The organism is Phenylobacterium sp., assembly GCF_016793225.1.
Lineage (GTDB): Bacteria > Pseudomonadota > Alphaproteobacteria > Caulobacterales > Caulobacteraceae > Phenylobacterium.
The window spans coordinates 1-12,257 of the sequence record NZ_JAEUMN010000109.1; the positions used below are offsets into that span (position 1 = coordinate 1).

A 12,257-nucleotide genomic window follows, 5' to 3' on the forward strand; every position below is an offset into this window, starting at 1 on the left:
TCCCTCACATTGGCGCAAGGCGAACGTGTGGCGCTGATCGGGCCCTCGGGCTCGGGCAAGTCGTCGATGATCGCCGTGGCCGCAGGCCTGGAGCGGCCGAGCTCGGGTCGCGTGCTGCTGTTCGGACAGGACCTCGCCCGCCTCGACGAGGACGGGCGCGCGAAGCTGCGCCGGGGCCGCGTGAGCCTGGTGTTCCAGTCGTTCCACCTGCTGCCCAACATGACCGCCGAGGAGAACGTGGCCGCGCCGCTGGAGATCGCGCGGCGGCCGGGCGCCATGGACGAGGCCCGCGCCTGGCTTGACCGCGTGGGGCTGGGCGCGCGGATGCGGCACTACCCCCACCAGCTGTCCGGCGGCGAGCAGCAGCGGGTGGCCCTGGCCCGCGCCCTCGCCCCGCGGCCGGCCCTCATCTTCGCCGACGAGCCCACGGGCAACCTCGATTCCGCCAACGCCGCGCACGTGGCCGACCTCCTGTTCCAGCTGGCCGAGGACACGGGCGCGGCGCTGTTGCTGGTGACCCACGACTCCGCCCTGGCGGCTCGCGCGCAGCGCACCGTGCGCCTGCGCGACGGCGCGCCGGTGACGGAGTCCGCCTGATGCCGCTCTGGCTGCGGTTCGCCGCGCGCGAACTCCGGAGCGGGGTGAAGGGCTTCCGCATCTTCCTCGCCTGCCTGGCGCTGGGCGTCGCCGCGATCGCGGCCGCCAGCTCGACCGCCGAGGCCTTCCGCCGCGGCCTCGCCACCGAGGCGCGCGCGATCCTGGGCGGCGACCTCGCCATCGCCGGCAGCCAGCGCCGCTTCGACGCCACCGAACGGGCGCGGCTGGCCCGCCTCGGCAAGGTCACCTACGCGGTGGCGTCCCAGGCCATGGCCGAGGCGCCGGGCGGCGAGCGGCGGCTGATCGAGCTGCGCGGGGTCGACGCGAACTACCCGCTCGCTGGCGCCGTCTCGATCCGCGGCGCGCCGTCGCTCCAGTCGGCGCTCACCTACCAGGACGGCGTCTGGGGCGCCGCGGTCGAACAGCCCCTTCTCGACCGGCTCGGCCTGCGGCTGGGCGACCGCTTCCTGGCCGGCAACGTCCCGATGCGGGTGACCGCCGTCCTGGACGAGGAGCCCGACCGCCTGTCCCGCGGCTTCGCCCTCGGGCCACGGGTGCTGACGCGCGTGGGAGCCCTGGAAGCTGGCGGCTTCCTGAAGCCGGGCCTGCCGTTCGGCGAGACGGCGCGCATCGCGATCGAACCGGGCGCCTCGCTGGCCGCCGCCAAGGCCGAGGTGCGCAAGACGATGCGCGGCTTCTATCGCCTGCGCGACCGCAACGACGCCTCGCCGGGGGTGTCGCGGATGATCGACCAGCTCGAGTACTTCCTGGGCTTCATCGGCCTGGCCTCGCTCGTCGCCGGCGGGCTGGGGGTGTTCGGAGCAGTCAGCGCCTACGTCGATGGCCGCAAGCCCGCCATCGCGACGCTGAAGGCGCTGGGCGCCGACAGCGGCCTCATCCGCAACATCTACCTCGCCCAGATCGGCCTGCTGGCGTTCGCCGGCGTCACCATCGGCCTCGTGGTCGGCGCGGCCACGCCGCTCGTGCTGGGCGCCACCATCGCCGACGAACTGCCCGTGCCGGCGCTGTTCGCCGTCTACCCCATGCCGCTGCTGAAGGCGGGCGGGTTCGGCCTCCTCTCGGCCGCGGCCTTCGCGCTCGCGCCGCTGGCGAGGGCCCGCACGACCCCGCCGGCCAGCCTCTTCCGCAGCGACCTCTCCGGCCGGATCCGGTTCGGCCCCGAACTCGTCGCCGCCCTGCTCGCCGCCGCGGGCCTCGCCGGCCTGGCCGTCTGGACGGCGCCCACGCCGCTCGCGGCCGCCCTGATGATCGGCGGCGTCGCGGTGGCCTTCGTCGTGCTGTGGGCGTTCGGCTGGGCCGCGGCCAGGCTCGCCGGCCGGCTGCGGTCGGGCACGCGCGGCGCGCTCCGCATCGCGCTCGCGAACCTCGCCGGCCCCCGCTCGGCGGCGCGCACCGCGGCCCCGGCCATCGGGCTGGGCGTGGGCCTGCTGGCGGCCGTGGTGCTGATCCAGTCGAGCCTGCTGCGCCAGATCGCCGTCATCGCGCCGCAGACCGCGCCCGCGCTGGTCTTCACCGAGATCCCGGGCGACCGGGTCGCGCAGTTCGACGCCGAGGTGGCGCGGGCGATGGGGCGGACGCCGGGGCGGGACCAGTACCTGCGCGCCCCCATGCTCTCGGGCCGCATTCTCGCCGTGCGCGGAGAGCCGGTCGACCGCGAGAACATTCCCCGCGGCGAACGCTGGGCCTACGACCGCGACATCACGCTGTCGGCCCTGCCGGGCGAGCCGCCCAACCCGGGGACGCTCCAGGGCCGCTGGTGGCCGCCGGGATATGCCGGGCCGCCCCAGGTCGCCCTGGCCGAGGGGGTCGCCGAGGCGACTCGCCTGAAGCCGGGCGACACGATCACGCTGTCGATCCTCGGCCGGGAGATCGACGCCGAGGTGGCCGTGATCCGCCGCGTGGACATCGGCAGCTTCGGGGCCAGCTTCCCGATCGTGCTGAGCGCGAACGCCCTGGAGGGGGCGAGCCCGCGGCACGTGGCCATCGCCAAGGCGAGCCGCGCCGAGGAGCAGGCGGTCACCCGCGCGCTGGGCGCCGCCTTCCCGGAGGTGAACGTGATCTCGGTCCGCGAGCAGCTGGAGGCCGCCACCGAGCTCTTCGACCGTGTGGCGCTGGCCATCCGCGGCGCGGCGGCGGTGGCGCTCATGGCGGCGCTGCTGGTGCTGGCCGGGGCGATCGCCGCCCGGGCCCAGGAGCGGACCCGCGAGGCCGCGACGCTCAAGGTGCTGGGCGCGAGCCGGGCCCAGGTCCTGGCGGCCTATGTGCTCGAGTATGGCCTGGTGGGCGTGATCGCCGGCGCGGCCGGCGTGGGGCTCGGCTACGCCGCCGCGTGGCCCGTGGTGGTCGAGGTCTTCGAGGCGGACTGGAGCGTCGACTGGGGCGGCGTGGCCGCCCTGCTGGCCGCCGCCTCCGCGGTCGCCGCCGGCGGCGGACTGCTGGCGTCGTTCCAGGCCCTGTCGAAGCGCCCCGCCCCCGCGCTAAGAAGCGAATAGCGCGGAACGGGGGCCAAGATGCTGCGGAGACTTCTCAGGCGCCTGAGCCCCTCGCCCCCGAACCCCTCGCCCCCGCCGCTTCCGGCCGACTGGCGGGGATTCGACCGCGACACGCTGCATCATTTCGACGCGCCCGAACTGCCGCTGCAGCCGCACGGCATGGCCGTTCCCAGCTATGCCCTGCGCACCGAGGCGGGCACGGGCGACCTCGCGATGTTCCTGGGCATCGGCGAGGCCTGGGCGCAGATGGTCGCCCGGTTCCTGCCCGACGAGCCGGTGGTGCTGGACCTCGGATGCGGCTGCGGCAAGCTCGCGCGGTTCCTGCATCTCAACCCGCGCCTGCGCTACGTGGGCGTCGACATCTTCCTTCCGGGGATCCTGTGGTGCCGCAGGGCCTTCGCCGGATCGGCGGACCGCTTCCGCTTCGAGCACTTCGACGGGTACTCGGCGACCTACAACCCCGACGGGCGGATCGCCGTGACGGACTACAGCCTTCCCGCCGCCGATGCGTCGGTCGACGTGGTGGTCTGCAGCTCGCTGTTCACGCACCTCCTGGAGGCGGACGCGATCCATTACCTCGGCGAGATCGCACGCGTCCTGAAGCCCGGCGGGCAGGCCTTCATCTCGGTGCACAACGCCGTGGCGCCCGGTGAACGCTGGCGCGGCGACGAGGAGCGGATCGACCTCGACGAGGACTATTTCCTCGAGCTCTGCGCGATGTCGGGTCTTATCGCCGAGGAACCGATCGGCGAGGTCTACGGCCAGGTGGTCCACCGCCTGCGCAACAGTGTCGCATCGCGCGGGCGGTAAGCATTTGGCATCCACCGGAAGGCAAGTTCGCCGCCGCAATCGAAGCCATCCCGCGGAGCTCAAATGTCGTTCGACATCACCCGGAAAGATCTCGTCGAGTGGAGCTCGGCCAGCCTCGTCTTCCTGTCCGGCGCGATGACCGGCCACTACGCGGCGATGGGGATGAACGCCATCCAGTGGACGGGCGCGGCGGCCGCGGTCCTGGGTTCGGTGACCATCGCGGTCGCCGTCCGGATCTGGCCGCCGAAGGCCGAGGGCGCCAAGGCGAAGGTCGGCGACTAGCCGGCCGGCCTCCGCGGCGCCCGCGGAGCGCGCCGCCGCCGTTGAAGTCTCGGCGGATTCCCGCATGAGGCGCGAGCGCTTGCCAGGGCTCGCCGCTGTTCGCACTATCCGTTCCATGTCGGGGCGTACCAGCCAGGATCATGTGCGCGAACTGCTCGCCGCCTGGCGTCGTGGCGACCGCGCCGCCCGCGACCGGCTGTTCGAGATCCTCTACGCCGAGCTGACGCAGGCCGCCGCGGGGATGCTCCGTGGCGAACGGCACGTCTCCCTTTCGGTCGGCGACCTGGTCCACGAGACGATCCTGAAGCTGATCGCGCTGGACAGGATCGACTGGCAGGACCGGGCGCACTTCATGGCGCTGACCTCGGTGATGATGCGCCGCGCGCTGGTCGAGCACGTGCGCGCCAAGCGCAGGGCCAAGCGCGACCACCAGAAGGTCGAGCTGGTCACCAACATTCCGGACGCGGTCAACGCAGACCTCGAGGACATCAACGACGCGCTGGACCAGCTCTCCCGCATCGACAGCGAGCGGGCCGATATCGTCGAGATGCGGTACTTCGGCGGCATGGAGATCGCCGACATCGCCGTGGTGCTCAACCTGTCGGAATCGACGGTGAAGCGCCGCTGGCAGGCCGCGCGGCTGTGGCTGTACGAGGCCCTCGCCCCGCAGCATGGCTAGGTCGTCCCGCACGGCCGCCGCCGCCGAGGCGCAGGCCCTGGACCTGCTCGAACGGGCGATGGCCGAGCCGTCCGAGACGCGGGCCCGCTGGATCGCCGAGCAGGCGGCGCCGGAACCGGTGCGCGCCCGGGCCCTCGCGCTTCTCGGGGTCGGCCAGGACGCCGCCCTCGCGCTCGTCACCGGCGGCGCCCCGCGCAAGGCCGACGGCGGGCCGCTGCCCGAGCGGATCGGGGCCTACCGCATCACCGGGCTGATCGGGCAGGGCGGCATGGGGGCCGTCTATCGCGCCGAGCGCGCCGCGGGCGATTTCGAGCACGCCACCGCCATCAAGGTCATCCGGCCCGGCGCGCTGTCCCAGAGCCTTATCGAGCGCTTCCGGCGCGAACGGCAGACGCTGGCCCGGCTCGCGCATCCGAACATCGCGCGCCTGTTCGACGGCGGCGAGACCGCGGCGCACGAGCCCTACATCGTCATGGAGCTGGTGGACGGCCGGCCCCTTTCCGAGTGGCGCGCCCAGACCACGCCATCGCGCGAGGCCCGCCTGGACCTGTTCCTCGCCGCGGCCTCGGCCGTGGCGTTCGCGCACCAGAACCTGATCGTCCACGGCGACGTGACCCTGGCGAACATCCTCGTCGATGCGGCCGGCCAGCCGAAGCTGATCGACTTCGGGATATCGTCGCCGGCCTCGACGGCCGCCCCGTCCCTGCCCGCGCCGGGCGGCAAGGCCGGGATCCACACCCCGGGCTTCGCCGCGCCCGAGCGCATCGCGGGCGCGCCCTCGACGACGCTGTCCGACATCTACTCCCTGGGCCGGGTGCTGGCCTGGCTGACGGAGGGCGACCCGCCGGACGCCGAGCTCGCCGCCATCATCGGCCGCGCCACCGCCGAGGACCCGACCGAGCGCTACCCCACAGTCGAGGCGATGCGCGACGACGTCGCCGCCTGGCGCGGCGGCTTCCCGGTCGCCGCCGTGGCCGGCGGGCGCGGCTATGTGTTCGGCAAGTTCGTCCGCCGCCATCGGCTCGCCGTGGGCGGGGCGGCGACGGCGGGCGTCCTGATCGTGGCGGCCCTGGCGGCGACGCTGGTGGCCAACGCCCGCGCCGAGGCGGCCCGCGCCGAGGCCGAACGCCGGTTCCAGCAGACCCGCGAGATCGCCACCGCCATGCTGTTCGACGTCTACAACGAGGTCAGCAAGGTGCAGGGCGCGACGCTCGCGCGGGGCAAACTGGCGGGCACCGGGCTGCGCTACCTGGACGCCCTGAGCGCGGATCCCGACGCCCCGCTGGACGTCCGCGTGGAGGCCGGACGCGGCTACGTGCGGCTGGCGCAGGTCACCGGCAGCGGGCAGCAGAGCCAGCTCGGCAAGGCCGCCGACGCCAATGCGCTCCTGGCCAAGGCCGACGCGATCCTGACCCGCGCCTACGCCGAGGCGCCGGACGACGAGAAGGTGCGCCGGGCCCTCGCCGACCTGCGGATCGAGCAGGCGGGCGTCAATCTCTACAACAACAGCGAGATCGCCCTGGCCCGCAGGCAGGCCATCGAGACCCAGCGCCTGCTCGAGCCCTTCGCCCGCAAGGACGCCGAGGCGGCGCGGATCTACGCCACCGCCATCCAGGCCGAAGGGGACAGCCACGGCTGGGACGGGAACTACGCCAGGTCGCTGGAACCGTTCCAGCGCGCCGAGGCCTTCCTGGCCGGGCTCCCCGACGCCCTGCGCAACGAGACGGGCGTGATGAAGGCCCGCTCCGCGATCCTGCGGCTGCACGCCGAGGCGCACCACGAGATGGGGAACGACGCCGCCGCGGTGCCCGCCGTCGACCGGGCCGTGGCCCTCAACGAGGAACTGGCGCGCCGCGAACCGGACTCCCCCGAGGTCCTGCGCAAGCTCGCGATCTCGCTCTGGTACCGGGCCGTCGTCCTGAGCGCCCTCAAGCGCCCGGAGGAGGCCTATGCATCGGTGGACCGGGCCGTCGCCCTGACACGCCGGATGCGCGCCCGCGACCCGGCCGACCGCGGGGCGCTGGGACTGTTCGCCGTGGTCGGCGAGGTCCGGGCGATGGTTCTTTCCGACCTCGGCCGGGTCGCGGAGGGGTTCGCCATGTCCGAGGAGATCCTCGCCGCGCACCGCGACATCGTCCGCCTGTCCGACAACGCGCCGGGGCCCCGGCGAAGCATGGCGGCGACCATGAAGAGCGTCGGCGGGGTCTACTACAACGGCGGCGCCTACCCGCGCGCCTGCGGCGCCTGGGGCGAGGCCCGGGGCGTCTACCGGGGGCTGGAGCGAGAAGGCAAGCTCACCGGCCACGACCGGGAGCAGGCGCTGGCCCAGCTCGAGACCTGGATGGCGAAGGCCTGCAATCCCCCGCGCAGGGGGATCGCAGGCCGCCTGTAGTCGTCAGGCGACGGCGGTGCGCCGACGGCGGAGCGTCGCGCCGGCCGCGCCGAAGCCCAGGATCATCATCGCCCAGGTCGCCGGCTCGGGAACCCCGGTCACCGGCTGACGGGTGTCGATGTAGTTGATCGCGGCGACCGCGTCGGGGTCGAAGCCGTTGCTGCCGCTGATCGACCCGCCGGACGTCCCGTCCAGCCGCAGATAGCGGAACTGGCTCACGCCCAGGGCGGTCACGGCCGCCCCGAGATCGTAGGACCGGCGGAAGCTCGCGCTGCCGTGCGCTTCGTCGCCCACCAGGTCGACGGCAGCGGCCGAACTCGCCTCGATGTTGAAGAAGGTCACGCCGTCGTTGCTGACCAGGATATCGACGCTGCTGAACTCCACGCTTCCCCCATCCACCTCGTAGACATTGAGGTCCTGTCCGGCCCCGTCGACCAGTCGGTAGTCGCCGAAGTCGTAGGTGATGAACCCGGACCCGATGCCCGTGTAGAGGTCGTCGGGCGCGCCCAGGAAGCTGGCGAGTTCGGCGGGCGACAGCGCCTCCGAGCTACCGCTCAGTTGGAACCCGTAGAGCGGCGCGGCGGCCTGTGCGGCGCCTGCGGTCAGCACGATTGAAATGGCCGCGGCGGCGAGCTTCATCCTCATTGTAAACACCCCTGTGTCGCGACACGCATGCGTCGCCCTGGGGTAGGCGCCGGCCGCGGTCGTCACGGGTCAGCGCGGCGCAAGAATCCTCGCCAGACCATGCAGTTTCTATCTGGGCGCGAATTTATCGCGCCGCAGGGGAGCCACGCCCCGCAGCACCTTCCTCTCCCGCCAGCGGGAGAGGGGGACCGCCCGCCGAAGAGCGGGTGGTGGAGAGGGCGAGCGGCAGCCACGGCGCCAAACTTTCGTATGCGATAGCCCCGGCGCCGCGGAAAGTGGCAGACCCGGCCGGAACTCGCCTCGCGAGGGTCCGTGGTTGCCGAGCCGCGGGCTTGCAGCCAAGCTGCCGTCCCGGGACGACACGGGGCTTCCCATGCAGGGCGCGGACGAGAGCCGGTTCCTCGACGGACTCTACGAGGCCGCCCTCGACCCTGCGCGGTGGCCGGCGGTCATGGAGGACCTCGCCGATCTGCTCGGCGGGGCCGCGGGGTGGCTGACGCGGATGAGCGTGGCCGACGGCTCGGGCGAGGGCGTCCTCGCGCGCCTGGATCCCGCGATGGCGACGCTCTACGAGACCTACTATGCGCGGCTGAACCCGTTCTCGAACGAGCCGGACCCGGCCGCCTACATGGCCGCCTGGCGGCCCGAGGTGCTCACCGACGAGGCCTGGCTCGGGCGCAGCGAGCTCGAGCGGACCGAGTACTTCAACGACTTCATGCGGCCCCAGGACATCCATTCGGGGATGATCATCCGGCTGGCGGCCTACGGCTTCGACGTCTGCGCCCTGACCATGACGCGCACAATGCGGCAGGGCGCGTTCGGCCAGGAGGCGCTTTCCACGGCGCGCCGGCTGCACCCGCACCTGCGGCGGGCCTTCCGCCTGACGGAGAACCTCGCCATGGGCGGGGGCGCCCTGCCCGCGGGGGTGGCGCAGGCGCTCGACGCTTCGCCGCACGCCCTGCTGGTGCTCAGCACATCCGGCCTGATCCGGCGCCTCAACGGCCCAGCGGAGCGGATGCTGCAGGAGGGCGGCGGCCTGCGGGCCGTGAACAGCCGTCTCGTGGCGGAGCGGCCGGAGGACGCCGCGGCGCTCGAGGCGCTGCTGGGCGCCGCCGGGACGGCCGATCCCGAACAGCGGCGCGCCGGCGAGATGAAGCTCGCCTGGTCGGAAGACCGGCCGGCGGTCTCGATCACGGCGTCGCCCGTGCGCTCGTCCGCCACCGCCGTCTTCGAGGACGGGCCGGCGGTGCTGGTCTGCGTCACCGATCCGCTGGCCGCCGGCCCGTGGAGCCCCGCATCGCCCAACCTGACCCTGCGCGAGCGCGACGCCCTGCAGTGGGTGGCGGCCGGCAAGTCCGACTGGGAGATCGGGATGATCCTGGGCGTCTCGCCCACCACGGTCCGCTTCCATGTGGACAACGCGCGCCGCAAGCTGGGGGCGGTGAACCGCGCCCACGCGGTCGCCCTGCTCCTGGCCGCCCAGCGCGCCGCGAACTGAGATCCCGGCCGTTGCGCCGAAGATTCAATCGCGGGGGGAATTATTCCCTCAATCCAATATGTTGTCGGGTCTGACACCCCTGATCGGGGGGTGACGCGATCCCCTTCGACGGCCGATCAACGAGCCTGACGCCGAACTCGTGGGGGCAGAAGATGAAGACGAAGCGCTTGGGGCTCGCGGGCATGGCCGCGGCGATGGGCCTGGCTTGCACCGGGGGCGCGGCGCAGGCCGCGGTCAGCCAGCTGACCATCAGCAACGTCGGCATGGGCAACCAGTTCGGCAATCCGTCCAGCATCAACGCCGCCCAGCAGGCGCTGCTCAACGACTTCTTCAACAAGCCGTTCTCGGTGACGTTCGCCTACGACACGGATGCGACGCCCGTCGGGGGCCAGTTCGCCGCGACGCTCGTCTCGGCCACCGCCAACGGCAACAGCAGCGTCTTCGCCGGGTTCAGCGCCTACATCCGGCAGTCGCAGGCCTCGTTCAATCCCACCTGGGACGTGATGGACTTCGTGCTGTTCCGCAACGCGCACGGCGGCCCCACGGCGAAGACCGAGGCCTACTTCACCATCGTGGACACCCAGGGCGGCCTGTTCGCCAGCGCCGGCGCCCTGCCGCCCGGCGTCATCAACACCGCGATCCTGGATCAGGTGAACGGCGAGATCCGGATCAACAACGGCGCCTATTCGCTGTTCGGCGGCGGCGGCACGGCGAGCGCCCAGGCGGCGCCTCCGCCGGGTCCGGGCGTGCCCGAGCCCGGCGCCTGGGCGCTCATGATCGCCGGCTTCGGCGCGGCGGGCGCCATGCTGCGCCGGCGGCGGGCGCTGCCGGCCTGACGCCCTACTCCGCGGGGGCCACGGGGACGAGGATCTCGCCGCCTCCCTCGCGGAACTTCTGCGCCATCTCGGCCATGCCGCTGTCCACCTCGTTCTGGGCGCGGGCTGCGTCGCGGATGTCCTGGCTGATCTTCATCGAACAGAACTTCGGGCCGCACATCGAGCAGAAGTGGGCGGTCTTGAACGCCTCCTTCGGCAGGCTCTCGTCGTGGTACTCGCGCGCCGTCTCGGGATCGAGGCCCAGGTTGAACTGGTCCTCCCAGCGGAACTCGAAGCGGGCCCGGCTGAGCGCATCGTCCCACGCCCGCGCCGTCGGGTGGCCCTTGGCCAGGTCGGCCGCGTGGGCGGCGATCTTGTAGGCGATCACCCCGTCCTTCACGTCCTGCCGGTCGGGCAGGCCCAGGTGCTCCTTGGGCGTGACGTAACAGAGCATCGCCGTGCCGAACCAGCCGATCATCGCCGCGCCGATGGCCGAGGTGATGTGGTCGTAGCCGGGGGCGACGTCGGTCGTCAGCGGGCCCAGGGTGTAGAAGGGGGCCTCGTGGCAGTGCTTCAGCTGCTCGTCCATGTTGGCCTTGATCTTGTGCATCGGCACGTGGCCGGGGCCCTCGATCATGGTCTGGACGTCGTGCTTCCAGGCGATCTTCGTCAGCTCGCCAAGGGTGCGCAGCTCGGCGAACTGGGCCTCGTCGTTGGCGTCGGCGATCGAGCCCGGACGCAGGCCGTCGCCCAGCGAGAACGAGACGTCGTACGCCTTCATGATCTCGCAGATCTCCTCGAACCGCTCGTAGAGGAAGTTCTCGCGGTGATGCGCGAGGCACCACTTGGCCATGATCGACCCGCCCCGGCTGACGATGCCCGTGACCCGCTTGGCCGTGAGCGGGATGAACGGCAGGCGCACGCCCGCGTGGATGGTGAAGTAGTCGACGCCCTGTTCGGCCTGTTCGATCAGGGTGTCGCGGAACACCTCCCAGTTCAGGTCCTCGGCGACCCCGCCCACCTTCTCCAGCGCCTGGTAGATCGGCACGGTGCCGATCGGGACCGGGCTGTTGCGCAGGATCCAGTCGCGGATGTTGTGGATGTTGCGGCCGGTGGACAGGTCCATGACCGTGTCGGCGCCCCAGCGGATCGCCCACACCATCTTGTCCACCTCGTCGGCGACGGTGGAGAGCACCGCCGAGTTGCCGATGTTGGCGTTGACCTTGACCAGGAAGTTGCGGCCGATCGCCATCGGCTCGAGTTCGGTGTGGTTGATGTTGGCCGGGATGATGGCGCGGCCGCGGGCCACCTCATCGCGCACGAACTCGGGCGTGCACACGTCGGGGATCTCGGCGCCGAAGCTCTCGCCGTCGCGGATCCCTGCTGCCTCGCGGCGCAGGTTCTCGCGGATGGCCACGTACTCCATCTCGGGCGTGACGATGCCGCGCCGCGCGTAGGCCATCTGCGTCACGGCGCCGGACGTGGCGCGGTAGACGCGCCGGGGCGCGGTGAACTGCGGGGCCAGGTGCTCGCCCTTGGCGAAGCCGTTGTCCTCGGGCTTCACCTCGCGCGGATTGGCCACGATCTCGACGTCGCCGCGCGACACCACCCACGGCTCGCGGGTCTTCGGCAGGCCCTTCTCGATGTCGATGCTCGCGCCGGGGTCCGTATAGGGGCCCGACGAGTCGTACATCGTCACCGGCGGCTCGCCCGACGACGGGTGGACGGCCACCTCGCGGAACGGCACCCGGATGTCGGGCCACGCGACGCCCGCCTGCCACACCTTCCGGGACCCGGGGCGTTCCCCGGTCGGGATGGCGGCGGCTTCCAGCTTGCCGGCGATGGGCTTGTTCATGGCGTACTCCAGCGGTGGGGGCCATGGACGGAGGTCGGGTCGAAAGCTGGCCCTTCCCTTCGCCGGCATGACCCGGATCAGGTTCGACGGGTCGTGGGCTCACCCACCTCTCAGCCGCTCGTGCGCGGCCCCCCGAGGAGGACCGCACGGTAAAACGGAAGCGCCGGGGAG

General features: G+C 72.5%; 10 protein-coding genes and 1 riboswitch. Of the genes, 8 read left to right on the forward strand and 2 right to left on the reverse strand.

What is annotated here, in order from left to right:
• The 6 genes from JNK30_RS13280 to JNK30_RS13305 form a co-directional block, all read left to right on the forward strand.
• Positions 1 to 597, forward strand: a 597-nt coding sequence (locus tag JNK30_RS13280) for an ABC transporter ATP-binding protein (RefSeq protein ID WP_293482825.1), incomplete at its 5' end; no start/stop codon positions are given.
• Positions 597 to 3,110 (forward strand): FtsX-like permease family protein, encoded by a 2,514-nt coding sequence (locus tag JNK30_RS13285; RefSeq protein WP_293482826.1) that lies wholly within the window; start codon positions 597 to 599, stop codon positions 3,108 to 3,110. The genes JNK30_RS13280 and JNK30_RS13285, both read left to right, overlap by 1 nt.
• A gap of 18 nt (positions 3,111 to 3,128) precedes the next feature.
• Positions 3,129 to 3,920, forward strand: coding sequence for a class I SAM-dependent methyltransferase (locus JNK30_RS13290; RefSeq protein ID WP_293482827.1), 792 nt, complete (start codon positions 3,129 to 3,131; stop codon positions 3,918 to 3,920).
• Positions 3,921 to 3,983: 63 nt separating this feature from the next.
• A complete protein-coding gene (locus JNK30_RS13295) occupies positions 3,984 to 4,202 on the forward strand; it encodes a hypothetical protein (RefSeq protein ID WP_293482828.1) in 219 nt (72 codons plus the stop codon).
• A 115-nt stretch (positions 4,203 to 4,317) separates the two neighbouring features.
• Positions 4,318 to 4,881: an ECF-type sigma factor gene (locus JNK30_RS13300; protein WP_293482829.1), complete on the forward strand. Its 564-nt coding sequence runs from the start codon at positions 4,318 to 4,320 to the stop codon at positions 4,879 to 4,881.
• Positions 4,874 to 7,273: a serine/threonine-protein kinase gene (locus JNK30_RS13305; RefSeq protein WP_293482831.1), complete on the forward strand. Its 2,400-nt coding sequence runs from the start codon at positions 4,874 to 4,876 to the stop codon at positions 7,271 to 7,273. The genes JNK30_RS13300 and JNK30_RS13305 overlap by 8 nt, the downstream gene beginning before the upstream one ends.
• A 3-nt stretch (positions 7,274 to 7,276) precedes the next feature.
• Here the strand turns inward: JNK30_RS13305 and JNK30_RS13310 are convergent, their stop codons facing one another.
• Positions 7,277 to 7,912, reverse strand: a complete 636-nt coding sequence (locus JNK30_RS13310) for a PEPxxWA-CTERM sorting domain-containing protein (RefSeq protein ID WP_293482833.1) — start codon at positions 7,910 to 7,912, stop codon at positions 7,277 to 7,279.
• A 379-nt stretch (positions 7,913 to 8,291) separates the two neighbouring features.
• Between JNK30_RS13310 and JNK30_RS13315 the strand changes: the two genes are divergently transcribed.
• Both JNK30_RS13315 and JNK30_RS13320 read left to right on the forward strand, forming a co-directional pair.
• Positions 8,292 to 9,416, forward strand: coding sequence for a helix-turn-helix domain-containing protein (locus JNK30_RS13315; RefSeq protein WP_293482835.1), 1,125 nt, complete (start codon positions 8,292 to 8,294; stop codon positions 9,414 to 9,416).
• A gap of 152 nt (positions 9,417 to 9,568) precedes the next feature.
• Complete coding sequence (locus JNK30_RS13320) at positions 9,569 to 10,252, forward strand: PEPxxWA-CTERM sorting domain-containing protein (protein ID WP_293482837.1); 684 nt, start codon at positions 9,569 to 9,571, stop codon at positions 10,250 to 10,252.
• A 4-nt stretch (positions 10,253 to 10,256) separates the two neighbouring features.
• On the opposite strand, the gene thiC is transcribed toward JNK30_RS13320, so the two are convergent.
• Positions 10,257 to 12,086, reverse strand: coding sequence for a phosphomethylpyrimidine synthase ThiC (gene thiC, locus JNK30_RS13325; RefSeq protein ID WP_293482839.1), 1,830 nt, complete (start codon positions 12,084 to 12,086; stop codon positions 10,257 to 10,259).
• A gap of 37 nt (positions 12,087 to 12,123) precedes the next feature.
• A riboswitch (TPP riboswitch) is annotated at positions 12,124 to 12,231 on the reverse strand.
• Between the last annotated feature and the right edge of the window lie 26 nt (positions 12,232 to 12,257).

Excerpts from the sequence above, each read along its gene's own strand:
- JNK30_RS13285 (WP_293482826.1), top strand. The coding sequence starts at position 597 with ATGCCGCTCTGGCTGCGGTTCGCCGCGCGCGAACTCCGGAGCGGGGTG.
- JNK30_RS13290 (WP_293482827.1), top strand. The coding sequence starts at position 3,129 with ATGCTGCGGAGACTTCTCAGGCGCCTGAGCCCCTCGCCCCCGAACCCC.
- JNK30_RS13295 (WP_293482828.1), top strand. The coding sequence starts at position 3,984 with ATGTCGTTCGACATCACCCGGAAAGATCTCGTCGAGTGGAGCTCGGCC.
- JNK30_RS13300 (WP_293482829.1), top strand. The coding sequence starts at position 4,318 with ATGTCGGGGCGTACCAGCCAGGATCATGTGCGCGAACTGCTCGCCGCC.
- JNK30_RS13305 (WP_293482831.1), top strand. The coding sequence starts at position 4,874 with ATGGCTAGGTCGTCCCGCACGGCCGCCGCCGCCGAGGCGCAGGCCCTG.
- JNK30_RS13310 (WP_293482833.1), bottom strand. The coding sequence starts at position 7,912 with ATGAAGCTCGCCGCCGCGGCCATTTCAATCGTGCTGACCGCAGGCGCC.
- JNK30_RS13315 (WP_293482835.1), top strand. The coding sequence starts at position 8,292 with ATGCAGGGCGCGGACGAGAGCCGGTTCCTCGACGGACTCTACGAGGCC.
- JNK30_RS13320 (WP_293482837.1), top strand. The coding sequence starts at position 9,569 with ATGAAGACGAAGCGCTTGGGGCTCGCGGGCATGGCCGCGGCGATGGGC.
- thiC (WP_293482839.1), bottom strand. The coding sequence starts at position 12,086 with ATGAACAAGCCCATCGCCGGCAAGCTGGAAGCCGCCGCCATCCCGACC.